Origin of the sequence: Bacillus sp. MMSF_3353 (genome assembly GCF_030733445.1) — a bacterium.
In the GTDB taxonomy this organism is placed as follows: Bacteria; Bacillota; Bacilli; order Bacillales; family Bacillaceae_G; genus Bacillus_A; species Bacillus_A wiedmannii.
Map to the genome: position 1 here is coordinate 265225 of NZ_JASHJA010000002.1, position 20082 is coordinate 285306.

15 protein-coding genes and 1 riboswitch are annotated in these 20082 nt (G+C 37.7%); of the genes, 8 read left to right on the top strand and 7 right to left on the bottom strand.

Annotated features, from left to right (window positions below; all coding sequences use genetic code 11):
• Nucleotides 1–9: 9 nt before the first annotated feature.
• Complete coding sequence (locus tag RBB48_RS06650; RefSeq protein ID WP_306007470.1) at nucleotides 10–2010, bottom strand: YhgE/Pip domain-containing protein; 2001 nt, start codon at nucleotides 2008–2010, stop codon at nucleotides 10–12.
• Between the two features lie 135 nt (nucleotides 2011–2145).
• On the opposite strand from RBB48_RS06650, the gene RBB48_RS06655 reads away from it, so the two are divergent.
• Entirely contained in the window at nucleotides 2146–3030 is an 885-nt protein-coding gene (locus tag RBB48_RS06655) for a LysR family transcriptional regulator (protein WP_306007471.1), read from the top strand.
• 55 nt (nucleotides 3031–3085) lie between these two features.
• On the opposite strand, the gene RBB48_RS06660 is transcribed toward RBB48_RS06655, so the two are convergent.
• On the bottom strand, nucleotides 3086–4171 hold the full coding sequence (locus tag RBB48_RS06660) for a transcriptional regulator (RefSeq protein WP_142398694.1): 1086 nt from the start codon (nucleotides 4169–4171) through the stop codon (nucleotides 3086–3088).
• Nucleotides 4172–4262: 91 nt separating this feature from the next.
• The gene (locus RBB48_RS06665; RefSeq protein ID WP_000283173.1) at nucleotides 4263–4412 is read right to left on the bottom strand and encodes a hypothetical protein; all 150 of its coding nucleotides are present in this window, start codon (nucleotides 4410–4412) and stop codon (nucleotides 4263–4265) included.
• A 254-nt stretch (nucleotides 4413–4666) separates the two neighbouring features.
• Between RBB48_RS06665 and cydA the strand changes: the two genes are divergently transcribed.
• The 3 genes from cydA to RBB48_RS06680 all read left to right on the top strand — a co-directional run bounded on the left by cydA (nucleotide 4667) and on the right by RBB48_RS06680 (nucleotide 8751).
• Nucleotides 4667–6022, top strand: a complete 1356-nt coding sequence (gene cydA, locus RBB48_RS06670; protein WP_000381970.1) for a cytochrome ubiquinol oxidase subunit I — start codon at nucleotides 4667–4669, stop codon at nucleotides 6020–6022.
• Complete coding sequence (locus RBB48_RS06675; RefSeq protein WP_000544164.1) at nucleotides 6015–7040, top strand: cytochrome d ubiquinol oxidase subunit II; 1026 nt, start codon at nucleotides 6015–6017, stop codon at nucleotides 7038–7040. The genes cydA and RBB48_RS06675 overlap by 8 nt, the downstream gene beginning before the upstream one ends.
• 352 nt (nucleotides 7041–7392) lie before the next feature.
• Nucleotides 7393–8751 (top strand): arsenic transporter, encoded by a 1359-nt coding sequence (locus RBB48_RS06680; RefSeq protein ID WP_088064818.1) that lies wholly within the window; start codon nucleotides 7393–7395, stop codon nucleotides 8749–8751.
• Nucleotides 8752–8852: 101 nt separating this feature from the next.
• On the opposite strand, the gene thiC is transcribed toward RBB48_RS06680, so the two are convergent.
• Entirely contained in the window at nucleotides 8853–10613 is a 1761-nt protein-coding gene (thiC, locus tag RBB48_RS06685; RefSeq protein WP_306007472.1) for a phosphomethylpyrimidine synthase ThiC, read from the bottom strand.
• A gap of 112 nt (nucleotides 10614–10725) precedes the next feature.
• Nucleotides 10726–10841: riboswitch (TPP riboswitch) on the bottom strand.
• A gap of 71 nt (nucleotides 10842–10912) precedes the next feature.
• Entirely contained in the window at nucleotides 10913–12568 is a 1656-nt protein-coding gene (gene lldP, locus RBB48_RS06690; protein WP_088064819.1) for an L-lactate permease, read from the bottom strand.
• Between the two features lie 284 nt (nucleotides 12569–12852).
• Between lldP and RBB48_RS06695 the strand changes: the two genes are divergently transcribed.
• Nucleotides 12853–13170 (top strand): magnetosome magnetite crystal formation protein family, encoded by a 318-nt coding sequence (locus tag RBB48_RS06695; RefSeq protein WP_087983179.1) that lies wholly within the window; start codon nucleotides 12853–12855, stop codon nucleotides 13168–13170.
• Nucleotides 13171–13287: 117 nt separating this feature from the next.
• On the opposite strand, the gene RBB48_RS06700 is transcribed toward RBB48_RS06695, so the two are convergent.
• Nucleotides 13288–13779 (bottom strand): metal-binding protein, encoded by a 492-nt coding sequence (locus tag RBB48_RS06700; RefSeq protein WP_088064820.1) that lies wholly within the window; start codon nucleotides 13777–13779, stop codon nucleotides 13288–13290.
• 50 nt (nucleotides 13780–13829) lie between these two features.
• The gene (locus RBB48_RS06705; protein WP_000435500.1) at nucleotides 13830–14195 is read right to left on the bottom strand and encodes a YkvA family protein; all 366 of its coding nucleotides are present in this window, start codon (nucleotides 14193–14195) and stop codon (nucleotides 13830–13832) included.
• Between the two features lie 545 nt (nucleotides 14196–14740).
• Here RBB48_RS06705 and RBB48_RS06710 point away from each other — a divergent pair.
• The 3 genes from RBB48_RS06710 (at nucleotide 14741) to RBB48_RS06720 (ending at nucleotide 20016) form a co-directional block, all read left to right on the top strand.
• A complete protein-coding gene (locus RBB48_RS06710) occupies nucleotides 14741–16669 on the top strand; it encodes an LTA synthase family protein (protein ID WP_060488013.1) in 1929 nt (642 codons plus the stop codon).
• Nucleotides 16670–17179: 510 nt separating this feature from the next.
• A complete protein-coding gene (locus tag RBB48_RS06715; protein ID WP_088064822.1) occupies nucleotides 17180–18064 on the top strand; it encodes a D-amino-acid transaminase in 885 nt (294 codons plus the stop codon).
• Nucleotides 18065–18273: 209 nt separating this feature from the next.
• Nucleotides 18274–20016: a C40 family peptidase gene (locus RBB48_RS06720; protein ID WP_088064823.1), complete on the top strand. Its 1743-nt coding sequence runs from the start codon at nucleotides 18274–18276 to the stop codon at nucleotides 20014–20016.
• Nucleotides 20017–20082 lie beyond the last annotated feature (66 nt).

The window sequence follows — 20082 nt, forward strand, 5'->3', positions numbered from 1 at the left end:
TCTTTCATTTTAAGAAACTTGTTCTGCATTCGTTTCCCTATGTTGTATATGACTCGTAATCCAAGCAATTCCGCCAGCAACAACGAGATAGCATAACAATATTAAAATTTGCATTTGTAATTGTGACCAATCTCCTAAAGAGATAACATCTTGTAATCCTCTAAGAGAATGGGACATTGGGAGAAACTGCCCAATTTTGCTAAGAACAGCTATATTTAATTCTCCTGGGAAAGTCCCCCCGCTCGTCGCTAATTGCAAGACTAGAAGCGTTACCGCTAAGAACTTTCCAACAAGACCAAATACCGTTACTAACATAAGAATAAACGTCATGAACGTAAAGGAAATAACGATACTTGATAAAACAAAGAGTGGCACACTTGCAACTTCTAATTTCATAACTCCTAGCACAGCCACATCCACAAGTAATGCTTGAATAAGTCCAATTACATATACCAATCCTAGTTTATTAATAAAATGTACTGTTCCGCTTACCTTCATATTTTGTCTACGGCCAAGAGGTAAAATATTCGATGCCATAATTCCGCCAACATAAAATGCCAGTGATAAAAAGTATGGTGCAATGCCTGAACCGTAGTTAGGCACATCAGAAACTGTCGACTTTACTAACTGAACCGGCTCTGAGAACATCGTATTACGGGCATCATCATTGCGAACATCCGCTATCTTCTCTGCGCCCTCTCCTAATTTCGTAGAAAGTTCTTTCGCACCATCGTCAAGTTTAACAAGTCCGTCCTCTAACTTATTAGCACCATGATTCAGCTCTGTTCCGCCAATCGCAAGGTGATTTACACCTTCTTGTAATGTTGTAAATCCATTTCCCCACTTCGTAAATCCATTAGCTACATTCGCAGCACCATCTGCTATCTTTTTCGTTCCAGCAGTAGCTTCGCTTAACTTAACTCCGAATGTATTCATACCTTCTTCAATCTTATTCTGACCGTCAGCAAGCTTCTTCGCACCTTGTGTCAATTGTTGTTGGCTATTATTTAAAGTGTTTACTGCTTTAGCTAATCCGTTAGAAGTAGCAATGATCTTTTGAAAAGCAGGATCTTGCTGCACTTCTGGATGACTTTTCACGTACTCTTCTAATTGTTGTTTTACACTATTTGCTGCATTGTCCGCTTTCACTTGCCCTTCAGCAAGTTTCTCACTTCCGTTCACCCATTCATTTGTACCAGCACTTAATTCACTAACCCCTGATTGTAAAGTTTTTTCACCTTGAGCTAATAACTCCATACCACTATGAAGTGAGGTTGCCCCTTGACTCAACTCATTTGCGCCGCCACTTAAGGCAGATTGGCTAGAAGCAAGCTTTTCACTTCCCTCTTTCACTTTTGATGCCCCGTCACTTAAACGATGAATACCATCTGCAAGCTGATTCGCCCCATTTTTTGCATCTGTCGTTCCTTCATGCAGCTTCTCAGCACCATTACTTGCATCACTCAATCCTTGTGCCAAATCTTGAAACTTTGAAAAGACACCTTCTGTATAAGATTTCGTAATACTATTTGAAATTTTTGTTTTCATATTTTCAACAGCTGTCGTTCCAATTTGAGCTGCTACAAAGTTTTTACCCGGATTTACTTTGTACTGAAGCTGCGCTGGCTCTGGTTTCTCATCCATTAGTGTACTTACCTTTTGAGAGAAATCCTCTGGAATCGTAACAACCATATAATACTTATCTTCTTTTAACCCTTCATCAGCATGTTTTTCTGATACGAAATGAAAAGCTAGTTCCTTATTCTCTTTTAAATTTTTTACAAAATCGTCTCCTGCGTGAATTGTTTTTTCATCCATTGCAGCACCTTTATCTAAATTTACAATTGCAACAGGTAATTTATCTAATCGTCCATATGGATCCCAATATCCAGCTAAAAAGAATCCTGAATAAATTAAAGGAACGATTAATAAAAAAATTAAAGCGATACGTCCATGTTTATGATGCCACATCGCTTTCCAATCTTTAAATATAAGTTGAATTCCCTTCATGAAACATACTCCTTCTCCTAATTTAACACCATTACAATGGTTTAACAGATTTACTATACACGCCCATTTTCATACTGTATAATACATCTTTAATTATCAATTCATTCCTTTTGGTCTATAGAAAGGAGAGTCAAAATGGAACTTCTTCAACTAAAATACTTTCAGACAGTCGCACGATTAGAACATATGACAAAAGCCGCTGAAGAACTGCATATCGCACAGCCTTCGCTTAGCAAAACAATCGCTAGATTAGAAAAGGACTTAGGCGTCCTATTATTTGATCGCCAAGGTCGACAAATTACATTAAACTCTTTTGGAAAAGTATTTTTAAAACGCGTAGAGCGCATTTTTCATGAATTAAGTGAAGGCGAACGAGAAATTAAAGATTTAGCTGAATTACACCAAAGCTCTATTACACTAGCCGTTTCTATTCCGAGAATATTACCAGAACTACTCGGTTCTTTTTTACTAGAACATCCTAACGTTCGATTCCAACAATTTCTCGCATCTACTCCTTCTATGAAGCGACAACTAGATAATATAGAAATTGACTTTTGCATTTCTTCTGTGCCAATTGAAGGCGAGGAAATTATGTGGGAACCACTTATTACAGAAGAAATTTTCCTAGTTGTCCCTTCAGGTCATCGTTTATCAGGACGCGAAAATATCCATCTGCATGAAGTAAAAGACGAACCATTTATTAGTATGAACACTGGTTACGGATTTCGGCACTTAACGGATGAATTTTGTAAAGAAGCTGGCTTCACTCCACATATCGCTTTTGAAGTAGATGAACCAACCGTGATTAGCGACCTTATTAAGCAAGGTCTCGGCATCGCCTTTGTCCCAAGTTTAACTTTATTAAAAAACTCTACTTTAGCATTAAATAAGTTACGTATTATTGAACCCAATTGCGAGCGGACTATCGGATTGAGTTGGTCGAAGAAACGCTACTTATCAAAAACCGCTCAGCAATTCCGTAGATTCGTAATTGACTACTTCTCCACTATTAGAACGTAAAATTATATCGACTTAGTAAAAAATAAAAGGTGCCACCTTCAGAGGATAGCACCTTCTATTTCTTACTCTTCTCCAATTCCATTTCCGCTAAAAGCGGCAATACGTTATCGAAAATATGCGTATTATTATTTTCACCTGTTACGTATCCACCGTAATATCTACTAAATATATTGTCATTTCGGAATGTGGCCATATGATCATATAATTCCTTTGCAAACTTTGTATCACCTGTTTGTAGTACGTACAAAATCGTTAGTCCGTATGCGGCTGGTGATTCATAATTCACAGTTTGTTTTCCCGTTTCTAAATTGTAACGACCGTATAGCTTTCCATCCTCCTGGAACTTCTTCTTGATAAATTCCAAATAAGCAGCTGATGAAAGGCCACCTAAACTTCGATGATATGCAACATATGATTGGTCAATAAGATTTACTTCTTTATCGTACGTAAATGTACCATCTTCTTTATACTCTTTTGGGAATGCCCAGCCATGCCTTGGATAATCCGCTAAAAATTGAACGACTTCCTGATATTGCTGTGCAGAAACTTTGCCGTACTTTTTCATATACGAGAATGCGTGTGGATTTAAGTATGATGTAGTTGCAAAATTATTTTGTTTCCTTGCATCTGCATCATAATAATCAACGTAATAATTATCTTTCTTATTATAACGAATTACAGCGTCACTCAATTGATCTGCCAAGTTTTTATAACGCTCTTCCTTGTACATTTCATAAGCACGATATAATTGTTCTATAATACGAAGATCATCTATAAGTGCATTTGTAGCTGACTGCATTTCTCCCTTTTCAGAGATTTTCCATATAACAATATGATCCTTATGTACAAAGCTATTTTGAATAACCTTAACTTGTTCATCGAATAACGCTTGATCGTTTTTATCCAATGTATATTGTAGCCATAGTCCTGCTGATTCCGATAAAGCTTCACGGCCTTTCGCTTCACCCGTACCTGCCTTTGTATCCGCTAAACGATATGTGGCAAGCGTCCCATTTTCATTCACCATATGTCTTAAAATAAAATGTTCTGTACGGTTTCCTTGTATAGCTGACCAAAATACAATGCCACCTAAAGCGATTAAGAGAATAACTCCAATCCCTATATATAAACGTTTCCGCAATCTTTTCACCTCCCTAATAAGGCTAGCCTTAATTTTACCAGAACATACGTAAAATTAAAAAAGACAATCTATTAGATTGTCTCCCTTGCCTCTATCCCTCACAAGCCTCTTTAGAAGGTCTATATAGCGATGCCACAAGTCGATCATATTCACGACGCGTAATCTCTTTATTATACAGCTTCAATAATAAATCTCTATGCTCTTTTGAAAATGCCATCTTTTTAATGACTTCAGGATACATAAAACATCCTCTCCATTTCACATAAAATTCTTCACCTCGAAAAACAGAACTTATGTTCGCATAAAAGATTATAAAATATTCCTTACTAAAAAACAAACAAAATATTATTAAACATTAACTTCTTTCTATTTAGAATATTCAAACATTATATTACCATATCCACTTTTTAAATACATATATATTTTTGGTAGTTTTTCTGAATAAATCTTCCAATTCAATCAGAAAATAATGGCAAAAAGAAGAGGAGTTTACATATGGATACGGTAACATTAGCAAGAGCATTTTTTGGTTCTTCATTAGCATTCCACATTATCTTTGCAACACTTGGTGTCGGACTTTCATTAATGATTTTTATAAGTGAAATACTCTATCACTGGAAGAAAGATTCCGATTACGCCATTATGGCGAAAAGATGGACGAAGGCTTTTGCCATCCTTCTCGGTGTAGCAATTCCAACTGGAACAATTGTTGGTGTGCAAATCTCACTTCTTTGGCCTGGTTTTGCCAAAATTGTTGGGCAGGTTATTTCTGTTCCCTTTCAAATTGAGATTTTCGCCTTCTTTTTAGAGGCGTTGTTCATGTCTATTTATGTATATGCAGCTGACAAACTACCTCCATTCATGAGATTAATCTCGCTATTCTTCGTCATGATTGGTGCCACGGCATCTGCCGTGCTTATTACATCAGCAAATACATGGATGAATACACCCGCAGGCTTTTCAATGGGGCCAGATGGATCAGTTTTTAACGTTGATCCATGGAAAGCTTTCTTTAATCCGAGTTTTGGTACAAGCGCATTCCACGTTGTGATTACAGCCTATACAACTGGAGCTGCCGTCATTGCCTCTATCGCTGGATTTAAATTATTAAAGAAGAACTTAAGTAAACGTGAAATTGCTTATCATAAAAAGGGACTACTGTTAGGACTCGTCGTGACATTTATTACAGGTGCTACGATGTGGCTTTCGGGACACGAATCGGCGATTGCCTTACATAAGCATTCTCCTGAAAAACTTGCATCTGCCGAAGCTTTATTTGAAACGACATCACATGCACCGTTATCAATTGGCGGAGTTGTAGACCCTAACACACTTGAACTAAACTATGCACTAGAAATTCCGAACATGCTTAGCCTACTAGTGGGACTCGACCCTAGCACCGTCGTAAAAGGACTAAAGGAATTCCCACAAGAAACATGGCCACCATTTTACACACATACACTATTCAACTTAATGGTCGGCACCGCTGCCTTTACTTTTGCAGTTGCAGCAATCGCCCTCTTATATTGGTACTTTGTTTACCGAAAAAAAGGTGCAGAATTACCGAAGTGGCTTCTTTGGGGAGCTGCAGCATGTGGACCAATTATGATGCTCGGTATTGAATTCGGGTGGATTTTCAGCTGTAGTGGTCGTCAACCGTGGACCATTTATGGTATGCAACGGACAGTCGACGCTTCTACACGCGCTGATTTTGTCGGTCCTTTATTTATTCTATTCATCATTTTATATATTGGACTCGGCATTTTAACAGTTTTTGTACTACGGACATTCTTTAAGAAACATCCGCTTACAAATGATTTACATCACGAAGGAGGCGATTCTCGTGCATGAGGAAAGTATTGCAATCATCATCTTATGGGCTCTTATTTTCGTATACAGTATATTAGGGTCCATCGATTTTGGAGCAGGTTTTTGGGGCATGGTATACGCAAAACATCCAACGCTCGCTGCCAAACTTGCCAATCGATACTTATCACCAACTTGGGAAGTAACAAATACATTTCTCGTTTTTGTCGTTGTCGCTTTTCTCGGTTTCTTTCCGAAAGCTGCTTTCACCCTTGCGACAGTGATGTTCGTGCCAGTTATGTTAATTTTAATACTCATTGCAATTCGCAGTACATTCATGGTATTTGCTTACTCTCTGCCAAAGTATCAATTCCTCCTTCGGGTGATTTCAGGTATTACTGGGCTCTTAATTCCAGCCTTATTAATTACTGTTTTACCCGTTACAGAGGGGGCTTATATTACAATCTCTGAAGGAAAAGAAGTACTCCTGTATGGAAAACTTCTTTCTAGCCCGGTTATCTACTGCTATATGCTCTTTGGGCTAACTTCGGAACTATTTCTCTCCTCTCTCTTTCTTGCTGATTTTGCGAGAGAGCAAGGTTCAGAAGATTCGTATAGAATTTATAGAAGAAACGCCATCATCCTTGGTCCTGCAACACTCGTTACGGCGATTATCGCCCTCGTTGTAATGGATCCGGAAACACACTGGCTTATGCAAGGACTAATAAAGCAATTCCCATGGTTTACAGTTTCTATCGTTTTATTCGTTATCGGATACTCTTCTCTTTGGTGGACAAACAAGAAGTACGGCACACTAGGATACCCTCGCATCGCCGTTTTAGCGGTCGTCGCTCAATATGCATTTGCAAGTTACGCTTACGGTGTCGCACATTTACCTTATATTATTTATCCTGATGTAACTGTATTTACAAGTTTTACAACGACAGAAACATTCTATGCATTGCTTATCCTATACGCAATTGGAATCGCAATTTTACTACCAGGATTTATTTTCTTCTGGAATTTATTCTTGAAGGATCGAACTTTTTTAAAGGAAAAATAATATATTCGGGGGAGTCTGTTCCAAAAGGCATTTGGGATGGGCTCCTTTTGTCATGTTTTGTCGATAAGTCGATATATTTTAAAAATCGCTGATATATTTTGAGTTGCGCCAATATATCTCCATAATCGCCCATATAAATTTCATTTACTATCTTACTGCCCCCCTAATTTATAGACTCCTCTCACAATAGTTATTTCACTATTCGTGACACTTGTCCTTTCGCTTGAAAAACACATATTCACTTTATTCCATTATATGTCTAGTTCTTCCTATTTTTTGTTGAATATACTACTAATACAAACCTTGAGACAAGCTACATTGGTTTAAGGAAAAGTAGAAAGGTAGGTAAAATATGAGCATTGAAATATGGATTACTATTATTGTATTCTTCTTAACGATGATTGTTATCTTTTGGCGACCCCGTGGCTTAAATGAGGCTTGGCCGGCAGCAATTGGCGCTGGCATTATCTTGATTACTGGACTTGTATCAAGACCAGACGTCATAGATATTATTAGTAAAATTGGCGGTGCCTCTATAACAATATTAGCGACCATCGTTATGGCGGTTATATTAGAAAGCTTCGGCTTCTTCCACTGGTCCGCAGCGAAACTTGCAAATTTAGCAAAAGGATCTGGTCGCCGTCTATACTGGTATATTCAATTATTATGTTTTCTTATGACTCTTTTATTTAATAACGACGGTAGTATTTTAATTACAACTCCAATTTTAATTCTTCTTCTAAAAAACCTTCAATTAAAACCACATCAACAAATTCCTTATTTATTAAGTGGTGCTTTAATCGCTACTGCATCTAGTGCACCAATTGGTGTAAGTAATATCGTAAACTTAATCGCATTAAATATCGTTAATATGACTCTTTACATGCATACTGCTATGATGTTTGTACCTGCAACACTAGGTTTATTATTTATGTCATGGCTCATGTATACAGTGTTAAAGAAAAAGCTTCCTAAAAAATTACCTGTTTCTTCTTATGACATTGAAGAGATTTTCTTCACAAAAAACTTCCATCCACTTAAAGGAACAAAATCTGTTAATACGAAACAAAAACGTACAAAATTTATGTTAAAAGTATTAGGTTTCGTCTTTCTTATGCGCTGTCTTCTATTCGTTGCATCCTTCTTATCGATTCCAATCGAAATTGTTGCTGTACTCGGTTCACTCGTTCTTCTCATCTGGAGATGGTACTACTTACGAACAAACCCAGTCGATATTTTGAAAAAGACACCGTGGCACATTTTAATTTTCGCTTTCTCTATGTATGTAATTATTTACGGGCTTCACAACGCAGGATTAACAACGGCGCTTGTAAATTGGCTTGAACCAGTTGTAAGTCAACATCTACTCTATGCTAGCTTTGCAATGGGCGGACTTGTATCTATCCTCTCTAACGTCTTTAATAATCACCCTGCACTTATGATTGGTACCATTACATTAACAGAAATGGGCCTAGATCCAGTCACATTAAAAACTATCTATCTCGCAAATATCATTGGTAGTGACATCGGTTCACTATTATTACCAATCGGTACGCTAGCTTCCCTCATTTGGATGTATATCCTAAGACAAAATAAAATTAAAGTGAAATGGAAAGATTATTTAAGCGTATCTCTCATCGTAATCCCACTCACAACAGCCGTCACATTATTCCTCTTATACTACTGGGTACAATTATTCTTCGCCTTATAGAAAATAGAAGCCCCCTTTGCTACCGTCTTAGCAAAGGGGGCTTCTTCTATATTTAAGTTAGGTACTACAGTGTGATCAATCAAGTAAAGAGGTGTAACGTGTTATTGGTATAAATGACTACCAGTGTCTTTAAATTCTTTCGCTTTCTCTTTCATCCCTTTTTCAATTGCTTCTGTCGTTTCTAAATCATTGTCTTTCGCATATTCACGAATATCATGTGAAATTCTCATACTACAAAACTTCGGTCCACACATTGAACAGAAATGAGCCGTTTTCGCGCCTTCTGCTGGCAATGTTTCATCGTGATATTCCATCGCACGTTCAGGGTCTAAAGATAAATTAAATTGATCGCGCCAACGGAATTCAAAGCGAGCTTTTGAAAGTGCATCATCACGCTGATGAGCCGTTTTGTGCCCTTTCGCAAGATCAGCTGCATGTGCAGCAATTTTGTACGTAATAACCCCCGTGCGAACATCATCTTTATTCGGTAAACCTAAATGTTCTTTCGGTGTTACATAACAAAGCATCGCCGTGCCAAACCAGCCAATCATCGCCGCTCCAATTGCCGATGTAATATGGTCATAACCTGGTGCAATATCTGTCGTTAACGGCCCAAGTGTATAGAACGGCGCGCCCTGACAAATATCAAGCTCTTTCTCCATATTCTCTTTAATTAAATGCATCGGTACATGCCCAGGTCCTTCAATCATCACTTGCACATCATGTTTCCAAGCAATCTTCGTTAATTCACCAAGTGTTTCAAGCTCAGAAAACTGTGCTTCGTCATTTGCATCTGCAATCGAACCTGGACGTAATCCATCTCCAAGAGAGAACGAAACGTCGTACTGCTTCATAATTTCACATATCTCTTCAAAATGAGTGTATAAGAAGTTTTCTTTATGATGGAATAAACACCACTGTGCCATAATTGAACCACCACGTGAAACGATACCTGTCGTACGCTTTGCAGTAATCGGAATGTAACGAAGTAATACGCCCGCGTGAATCGTAAAGTAATCCACACCTTGCTCCGCCTGCTCAATTAACGTATCACGATACACTTCCCACGTTAAATCTTCTGCAATTCCATTTACTTTTTCCAGCGCTTGATAAATCGGTACAGTTCCAACTGGTACAGGCGCGTTACGAATAATCCACTCACGCGTCGTATGAATATTTTTACCTGTAGATAAATCCATAATCGTATCCGCACCCCAACGCGTTGCCCACGTCATCTTCTCTACTTCTTCTGCAATTGAAGAAGATACAGCAGAGTTTCCGATATTTGCATTGACCTTCACGTGAAAGTTACGGCCGATAATCATCGGTTCTGCTTCCGGATGGTTAATATTCGCTGGTAAAATGGCACGACCTTCCGCGATTTCCTTACGAACAAACTCAGGCTCTACTCCTTCACGAATCGCAACATATTCCATCTCAGACGTAATGATACCCTTACGTGCATAATGCATTTGCGTAACATTTCCACCTTGCTTTGCTCTAAGCGGCTGACGATCCATTTGCGGGAAAACAGGCGTATGTTTCAAAGCCACTTTCACACCGTCATCCTCTGGTTTTACTTCGCGCCCTTCGTATGCTTCTACATCTCCGCGCTCCAGGATCCAAGAGTGGCGCGGCGCCTGCAATCCCTTTTCCAGTTCCACTTTATACGCAGGATCTGTATAAGGACCGCTCGTATCATATACACGAATTGGCGGATTCGGAATACCGTTCGTTTCGCTTTGTTCAATCTCGCGCATCGGCACTTTCATACCCGCGCTTGGTCCATCCACATACACTTTCTTACTTCCTGGTAAACTCGATTTCAATTCAATTTGCTCAGCTGAAACAGACTGTTTCATAACCTTTGTTGCCCCCCTGTACGTGACAAGGACAAGATATGGCCAGCGTATGCCAAAATAAAAAGAGCCAGGTCCATAAAAAAATAAGGACCTGGCTCATAAAGACATCATTATGTAAAGCCGTTAACTTCCCTACGCTGGTACGAGCCAGATCAGGTCCAAAGGGTTAAGAAGTTCACACGCTTCTCTCTCAGCCTACGCATACGTTAGGCACCCCTAGTTTATCACTGATTTAATTTTCAATACTTTCCCATCATACACGATAATCTGAAAAATGCAAAGTTTATTTCTTTTGTTGTTTATGGAATCATCCACGTTAAATAATATGCCTGTACATACGTCATAATACCAACAATAATTACGAAGAATAAACTATGCTTCACTGTAAAGCGGAATAAATCTGATTCTTTTCCAGCAAGTCCAACTGCCGCACAAGCAATTGCAATCGATTGCGGAGAAATCATTTTTCCTGTTACACCGCCCGTTGTATTTGCTGCAACGAGAAGTACTTCAGATACACCGACTTGCTGCGCTGTAATCGCTTGTAAATTCGAGAACAGTGCATTCGCTGACGTATCGGATCCTGTTAAAAATACACCGATCCAGCCTAGGAATGGTGAGAAGAACGGGAATAGTCCGCCAGTTCCTGCAAGTGCTAATGCTAATGTAGAAGATAGACCAGAATAGTTTGCGATAAACGCGAATCCTAATACGAATCCGATAGATAGAATTGGCATCTTAAGCTCATTTATCGTTTCTTTAAATGTTACTACTGCATCTTTTGCACTCATTTTCAAAATAAAGATAGAAATGATACAAGCAATTAAAATTGCTGTTCCCGTCGCTGATAAAATATCTAATTTCAAGATTGCTTCATAAGGCGTCGGTTTATTTACAATTGGCTCTGCTTTCATTACTAAATTGTGTAAGCCTGGAACTTCAAACTTAAACACAAGGCTTTCCAAAGCACCGCCTGGAGCAAATAACGCTTTAAAGAAACTTTGGCTCCAAATGACTACCATCACAGTTAAAATAATGAATGGAGACCATGCTTTTACTACTTTTCCTACCGTTAGTTTCGGCATAGATATCGCCGTTGCTGCTACCTCACTATTTGCTTCTTTAGACTGATAGATTTCTTTCGGCTGCCAAACTTTTAAGAATAGCGATAGACTCACTAAACTTACAAGTGCTGACGTAATATCCGGAAGTTCTGGCCCTAAGAACGTCGCTGTAATGAACTGCGTAATTGCAAATGAGCTACCTGCTACAAATAGAGCCGGCCATGTTTGTCTTACTCCTTTAAATCCATCCATTAAAAATACGATAAAGAACGGAACAAATAATGATAAGAACGGTAATTGATGCCCAGCCATTTGTCCAATTTTATGCGGATCAATACCTGTTACTTGTCCAGCAACTGTAATCGGAATTCCCATCGCTCCGAACGCTACTGGTGCCGTATTTGCGATTAAACACAGACCCGCTGCATATAAAGGATTTAACCCAAGACCTGCAAGAAGCGCTGCGGTAATCGCTACTGGTGCACCAAATCCTGCTGCCCCTTCCAAAAATGCTCCAAATGAAAAACCGATTAAAATAACGAGTAAACGATGGTCATTCGTAATGGATAATACAGATGCACGAATCACATCGAATTGACCTGTTTTCACAGATATTTTATATAAAAATACCGACATAATGATAATCCAAGCAATTGGCCATAGTCCGTATAAGAAACCATATCCCGTCGCTGCCATCGCCATCGTGAACGGCATCTTATAAGCGAATAACGCAACTAAAATTGTAAGTACGACTGTAATTAATCCTGCCACATACCCCTTCATGCGGAAAACTGCTAAAGCTAAGAAAAAAAAGATAATCGGAATAAGTGCGACCGCTGCCGAAATCCAAATGTTTCCGAACGGATCATAAACTTGTGTCCATGTGTTCATTGTTCTCTCCCCCTAAAGAATCCCCTTTTAAATAGAATAACCTCATCAATAGACTATCAGGTCATCATACCTTTAAACCTAAAATAAAAAAACGTCAAAGAAAACGTTTTCATTAATTTTATCACAACAATTTTCATTAAAAAAGATTTTTTTGAAAATTTTATTATTTATCATAAGAATCTTACAAAAACGTCACGTTCTTGTAATGTTCATCGATAGGAAGCTCGCTACATTTCCTGCATAATAAAGGTATAAAAACGGATATTATTTATGAGGTGATATATATGAACGGAAACAAAATATTAGCAGCTTTATCATACTTTAGTGTATTATTTGCCCCTATCTTATTCCCTATCATTGTGTGGATTGTGGGCGATTCTGAAACGAAACCGCACGCAAAACGCGCTCTATGGACACACATCATTCCAAGCATCGCGTCATTTATTGGATTTATTATTCTAGGAATTATGGGTATCGGATCGAATCAACCAGACGTAACACTTGGAATTGGAGCAATGATTGTCTTATGTATTTGTGGCATTATTAGCTTATACTACTTCATTTGGAACATCGTAAAAGGTATTAAAGTGCTGAAAGCTTAAGTTTAAACAAACGTTTGATTAAAACAGTACGCATCATAATAAATGAAATTTTATCGGCGATACGACAATCTTTTAATAAGAAAAAACCGTCCCAAAATACTTTTTGGGACGGTTTTTTTATCTTCTGCGTTTCTTCTTTTTTCTCATCATTTTTTTGCGGCGCGTATTCACTTTATCCGCTATAATGTGAAGCGTACTTGCTACAATAATTCCCATTACGAACGTTACAATTTCAACCTCATGTTCCTTCGCAATTTCTATTAAATTCCCATCAAGCGCGATTACATTTAATAGGAATAAAAACGGAGAAAACACAATTAACATGTATGCAATACGAATCACATCACCAAGTATAATTGTATGTGTAAAGAAGGATCGATGCGGCATGACCTTCTTATACGGATACCAAAATATACGTAGGAACCCCCATTTATTATACGCATTACTATATGTATCTAAATCCGGCGTTAAAAATGAAGTACCTACTAAAAAGCCAATTGCAAAAGTTAATAAAAAATCCAAGTCTGTTAATCCATACGAAAAGAGCATAAACAAAACAACCGGAAGGGATATTAAGTTTATTTTCGTATGCGTTCTTCCTGATGGCATAATGCACTTCCTCGCTTACGTTCGCCCTGTCACCATATGACAGTTCTCACCTACTGATCTAATTTCTGATCGATAAAGGATGTGTCTATATCCGAACCAAACCATTCTGCCAACTTCACTCGTGCCTTATCTTTCACCTCTTCATTGACGTATAACGACGCTTGTAATAGAGCAGCCATTAACGCCCCTAAATCATCTGTATAACCAACTCCAGCAATGAAATCTGGGATGGCATCAATTGGTGCAATAAAATAAGCAAGTGCTCCAATCACAATAATTTTCACTCGCTTTGGAACATCAGGTCTTTGCAAAACGTAAAACAATAATAAACTTGCATAAATGACCGACTGCCCTGCTTGCTTTGCAACATGTTTTGCTTTCTTCCAAAACGCTTCAACTGAAAATTTTTGTTCCATGTAAAAGCCTCCCTATTTTTTTAAAGAAATAAGCTACAATATGTTATCAGTAAAAGTTCATCAAAATTACACATAATCTATCAATGAACTTTCATTGTAACAAACAAACTAAAAAAGAACAAGTGTTCGTTAATTTTTACATACTTCCCTTCATATAATAGGTTTCTAGATAACCACTCACCCATTGTCATTTCTTATTTCTCAACAAAAAAATTTTCACTTTCACTGAACATTCTGCTCTACCTTTGTTATATTTTCTAGTTGACGGACATATAAACGAATGTTAAAGTTTTCTCTGGTAGTGACAAATCTCATACAAAAAATGTAAAATGTTATAGTGTTTCTCAGAAATGAATTTTGTTGTATAATACAGAAATGACGTTATGCTTATGAGCAGCACAAGAAACCAAAAGGGTATGCATAGTTATAGTCGTATATGGGTGAATATAGAACCTCTAATTATGGCCAAGAAAACTATGTATTTTTTATTTTAGCATTTTTCGCTCCAAAATCGACCAAGCCTGATAGAGAAAGGGTGGAAATGAATGAAAGAAACCTTGAAATCACAATTTCAAAATGTGCGTTTCACTGTATTCGTAGCTTTAGCTTTATGGCTGAAGACGTACCTTATTACACGCACAAGCTTTGATTTAAAACTTGAATCTTTCATGCAAGAATTCATTTTATTCCTTAGCCCATTAGCAGCATCATTACTGCTTGTTGGTCTTGCATTATTTGCAAAAGGGAAAAAACGTAACTATATAGCACTTGGAATTAATTTTGTTTTAACAATCGTTCTTGTTGGTAACGTAATGTTCTACGGATTCTACAATGACTTCGTTACTTTACCAGTACTAGGACAAACATCTAACTTTGGAAGTTTAGGTTCTAGTGTGAAAGAATTGTTTAACTACAAAATTATCCTTGCATTTGCTGATATTATTGTATTCTTCATTTTATTGAAGAAGATGAAGAATTTTGCACCGACAGAACGTGTAGCACGCCCAATGCGTTCCCTATACTTCGTGTCAACAGTTGCTATTTTCTTCGCAAACTTAGGACTTGCAGAAGCTGAGCGTCCCGAACTATTAACACGTTCATTCGACCGCGTTATGCTTGTTAAAAACTTAGGTTTATATGTACACCAAGTGTATGATCTTGGCTTACAAGCAAAATCAAGTTCACAAAAAGCTTTTGCTGACGGTAGTAAATTACAGGAAACAGAGAACTACGTAAAAACAACGCAAAGCAAACCAGATCCAAATATGTTTGGTACGGCAAAAGGGAAAAACGTAATTGTTGTCTCTCTTGAGTCATTACAAACATTCTTAATTGGTGCAACAGTTAACGGACAAGAAGTTACACCATTCTTAAACCAATTTACGAAAGAAAGTTATTACTTTGATAACTTCTTCCACCAAACTGGGCAAGGAAAAACATCTGATGCTGAATTCTTAGTAGATACTTCAATGTATCCATTAGATCGTGGTGCTGTATTCTTCACACACGGTAATAACGAATATACAGCAACTCCAGAAATTTTACGTGAGCAAGGATACCATACATCAGTATTCCACGCGAACAACGCAACATTCTGGAACCGTAACATTATGTATCCGGCACTTGGTTATGATCGTTACTACAACGAGCTTGACTACAAGATTACGCCAGAAACGAAATTAAATTGGGGATTAAAAGATATCGAATACTTCGATCAATCTATCGATATGTTAAAAGAAGTGAAGCAACCGTTCTATACTCGCTTCCTTACTTTAACAAACCATTACCCATTCACTTATGATGACAGCACGAAATTAATCGATGAATACAATTCTGGTGATGGCGTATTTGACCGTTACATGGTAACTGCTCGCTATTTAGACGAAGCAATGAAACACTTTATTGAGCGTCTAAAAGCAGAAGGCATTTACGACAACTCAGTTATCGTATTCTACGGTGATCACTACGGTATTTCTGAAAACCATAACCGTGCAATGGCACAGTTCTTAGGAAAAGAAGAAATCACTGCATTTGACCATATGAACTTACAAAAAACACCGATGTTTATTCACGTTCCAGGTCAAAAAGAAGGTAAAACAATTTCAAAACCAACTGGTGAAATTGACATTAAACCAACAATTCTAAACTTACTTGGTGTAGATTCTACGAATCAAGTTCAATTCGGTCATGATGTATTCTCACCTGATAATAAGGGATTCGTTGTTCTTCGTGACGGTAGCTTCGTTACAGATAAGTACATGTACACGAACAGTACATTCTACGACCGTACTACTAGCGAAGTTGTACAATTACCAAAAGAAGAATCTCAACCACTCATTGATCGTGCCCAAAATGAATTGAACATGTCTGACAAAATCATTGAAGGTGACTTACTTCGCTTCTCTGAAAGTAATAAGACCAAAACCGGTGAAGTAAAGACAGCTATTAAAGAAGAAAAGAAGAGCGCTGAGTAATCTCAGCCTCTTTTTTTATATTTCTCCATACAATCACTTATATTCATTAACTTTAACATTACATAACCTTTACCAAATATTCACATAGGATTAACGAAACATCTCTATAATAAAATATGTAAGCAAGGTTCTATATATTTCTTATCTCTCATCTGTAATAAGATCCCTTAAAGAAATATATGAATCATTTATTTCTACTTTCTTATAATTGTCTTTCAATATGTTTTGTTTCCATACACAAAACATTCAATAAGACGATGTCCCTATGAAAGATAGCTACCCTCCTTGTGCAGCATTCCATAAGAATGTTGCTTTTTTTTATTCAAAAGCAGGATTCTTATTTCTCATTTTCGAATTTGTATATACAAAATGCTGTAAATCCCTACTACTTCTCTACCATTTACAAATACATATACGTCATATGTAAAGAAGTACTCACATAAAAATTACTATAGTGGTTTTTATTCCAAATGAATGAAAGCTTCACTTTACTTATGCACTTACGAAAGGATGGGACAGAAATTGGCATACGAAAAATTTGTACTATGGAATGATGCAGTTATTGATACAACAAAACATCGCGCGTACATAGAACTTGAAGAAAGAGGCTTGCAGTTTGGAGATGGTGTCTACGAAGTTATTCGCCTATATAAAGGGAACTTTCACTTATTAGATCCGCATATCACAAGATTATATCGCTCCATGGAAGAAATAGAATTATCACTCCCTTTCTCAAAAGCAGAACTTATTATCCTACTTTACAAACTAATTGAAAATAATAATTTCTACGAAGATGGAACGATTTATTTACAAGTATCTCGTGGTGTACAAGCTCGTACCCACACATTCTCATATGACGTCCCGCCGACAATCTATGCCTATATTACGAAGAAAGAAAGACCCGCGTTATGGATTGAATATGGTGTACGTGCTATATCAGAACCAGATACCCGCTGGCTACGCTGTGATATCAAATCATTAAATTTATTACCCAATGTATTAGCCGCTACGAAAGCTGAACGTAAAGGTTGTAAAGAGGCTCTTTTCGTACGAAATGGTACTGTAACTGAGGGAAGCTGTTCTAATTTCTTTCTCATAAAAAACGGAACTCTCTACACACATCCAGCCAATCACCTTATTTTAAATGGCATCATTCGTCAGTATGTCCTTTCTTTAGCGAAAACCCTTCGCATTCCAGTAAAAGAAGAACTGTTTAGCATTCGCGATGTTTATCAAGCGGATGAATGTTTCTTTACAGGAACGACGATTGAAATTTTGCCGATGACTCACCTTGATGGAACTGCCATCCAAGATGGTCAAGTTGGCCCTATCACAAAAATGTTGCAAAGATCCTTTTCTCAAAGCTTGTTACAATCCAATATGTCATCTTCTTAAACGCGAATAATTTCTAACCTTTCTACATTCAATATATGTATTTAAATGGAAATCAAGGTGTAATTTATGCCTTGATTTTTTCTTGTAATCTTTTTGTCATATTCAGATTCCCGCATAAGTCTTGACAGTAATCGACATGCTCTTTAGAATTTTTAACAGTTGGTAAATATTTCTTCACTATATTACAGACAGAAAGGAATCGACAAATTATGAAAAAATACCTTGCCGGTCTTGCGGCAGTGTCTGTAGCAGGAGGAGCAGCACCTACACTTGATAGTGTTCAAGCTGCCCCTGAACAAAATACACAAAAAGCTGCTACACAAACTGTCCAAGCTTCCGCATCAAACAGCTCATCTTATACGGTAAACACTAGCGTATTACATGTTCGTGCAGGATCAAGCACTTCTCACGACATCATCTCGCGTGTTTATAACGGTCAATCATTAAATGTGATTGGCGAAGAAAATGGTTGGTTCAAAATTAACATTAATGGAAAAACAGGATTTGTTAGTGGCGAATTTGTATCAAAAAATGGAGCAAGCAATTCTAATGTAAGTACAACAGGTGGGAACAATAAAGTTACTGCCGATGTATTACGTGTGCGTACAGCTCCTAACACTTCTAGTTCTGTTTCTGGGCGTGTATATGCAGGACAAACGTTAAACGTTGTCGGCCAAGAAAATGGTTGGGTGAAAATCAACCATAATGGACAAGTAGGTTATGTAAGTGGCGAATTCGTATCTGGCGTTTCTTCTAATGCAGGTTCTTCAAACAACAATACAAATAATAACAACCAAGAATCTGTAAAACCAGCAAGCGGAAACTATACAGTAAATGTATCTTCCCTACGTGTTCGTACAGGTCCTAGCACTTCTCATACAACTGTAGCTTCTGTTACAAAAGGACAAGTTGTGCAAGTTGTTGGAGAAGTTCAAGATTGGTTCAAAATCAATTATGCAGGACAAACTGCTTACGTAAGCAAAGACTACGTAACAAAAGGCGGTTCTAACGACAACGTTACACAAGGAAACAACCAAGATAACAAACAAGAACAAAACAATAATGTAACTGTTCAAACTGGCGGTACTTACGTTGTTAACGCAACATCTCTACGCGTTCGTACAGGCCCTGCTGCTTACCATAGTGTAATTGGTGGCGTGTTAAATGGTACTACATTAAACGTAGTTGGATCTGAAAACGGTTGGTTTAAAGTAAACTATCAAGGAAAAACAGGCTTCGTTAGTAGCGAGTTTGTAAAATTCGTTAAAGGTGGCTCTGCTACTCCTGAACAACCAAAACAACCTGATCAAGGTGCAATTGGTGACTACTACATTAATGCTTCTGCACTAAACGTACGTAGCGGCGAAGGTACAAATTATAGAATCATAGGGGCACTTCCACAAGGACAGAAGGTTCAAGTAATCTCTGAAAACTCTGGATGGAGCAAAATTAACTACAACGGTCAAACTGGTTACATCGGAACACGTTACCTTTCTAAAACACCAGTTGGTGGCGCGGTAGATAATAAGCCTAACAACAACCAAAATAACAATCAAAACAATAACAACAATAATACAGGCAATAATAGTGGTGATAGTTCTTCCATACTTGCATATGCAAAAGGAATGCAAGGCGTACCATACGTTTGGGGTGGTACTTCTGCTACTGGTGTTGACTGCAGTGGTTACATCTACCACGTATTTAAGAAATTTGGTCATAACATTAGTCGTCAAAGTGTTGCAGGATATTGGGGTAGCCTACCACAAACTTCAAATCCACAACCAGGTGACTTAATTTATTTCAAAGATACTTATAAAGCAGGTCCTTCTCATATGGGTATTTACCTTGGGGGCGGATCATTTATCCAAGCCGGAGATAAAGGTGTAGCAATCGCTTCATTAAGTAACTCTTATTGGAAGAGCCATTTCTTAGGATACACAAAAGCACCTTAAGTTATATTTTTAGAGCCTTCTAGATTACTAGAAGGCTCTTTTTAATATATGTCACCTATATCCCCG

Coding starts and splice junctions, on each gene's coding strand:
- RBB48_RS06665 (WP_000283173.1), bottom strand. CDS start 4,412: ATGTATCCTGAAGTCATTAAAAAGATGGCATTTTCAAAAGAGCATAGA.
- RBB48_RS06700 (WP_088064820.1), bottom strand. CDS start 13,779: ATGCCATCAGGAAGAACGCATACGAAAATAAACTTAATATCCCTTCCG.
- thiC (WP_306007472.1), bottom strand. CDS start 10,613: ATGAAACAGTCTGTTTCAGCTGAGCAAATTGAATTGAAATCGAGTTTA.
- lldP (WP_088064819.1), bottom strand. CDS start 12,568: ATGAACACATGGACACAAGTTTATGATCCGTTCGGAAACATTTGGATT.
- RBB48_RS06715 (WP_088064822.1), top strand. CDS start 17,180: ATGGGACAGAAATTGGCATACGAAAAATTTGTACTATGGAATGATGCA.
- RBB48_RS06655 (WP_306007471.1), top strand. CDS start 2,146: ATGGAACTTCTTCAACTAAAATACTTTCAGACAGTCGCACGATTAGAA.
- RBB48_RS06695 (WP_087983179.1), top strand. CDS start 12,853: ATGAACGGAAACAAAATATTAGCAGCTTTATCATACTTTAGTGTATTA.
- RBB48_RS06710 (WP_060488013.1), top strand. CDS start 14,741: ATGAAAGAAACCTTGAAATCACAATTTCAAAATGTGCGTTTCACTGTA.
- RBB48_RS06705 (WP_000435500.1), bottom strand. CDS start 14,195: ATGGAACAAAAATTTTCAGTTGAAGCGTTTTGGAAGAAAGCAAAACAT.
- RBB48_RS06720 (WP_088064823.1), top strand. CDS start 18,274: ATGAAAAAATACCTTGCCGGTCTTGCGGCAGTGTCTGTAGCAGGAGGA.
- RBB48_RS06680 (WP_088064818.1), top strand. CDS start 7,393: ATGAGCATTGAAATATGGATTACTATTATTGTATTCTTCTTAACGATG.
- RBB48_RS06650 (WP_306007470.1), bottom strand. CDS start 2,010: ATGAAGGGAATTCAACTTATATTTAAAGATTGGAAAGCGATGTGGCAT.
- cydA (WP_000381970.1), top strand. CDS start 4,667: ATGGATACGGTAACATTAGCAAGAGCATTTTTTGGTTCTTCATTAGCA.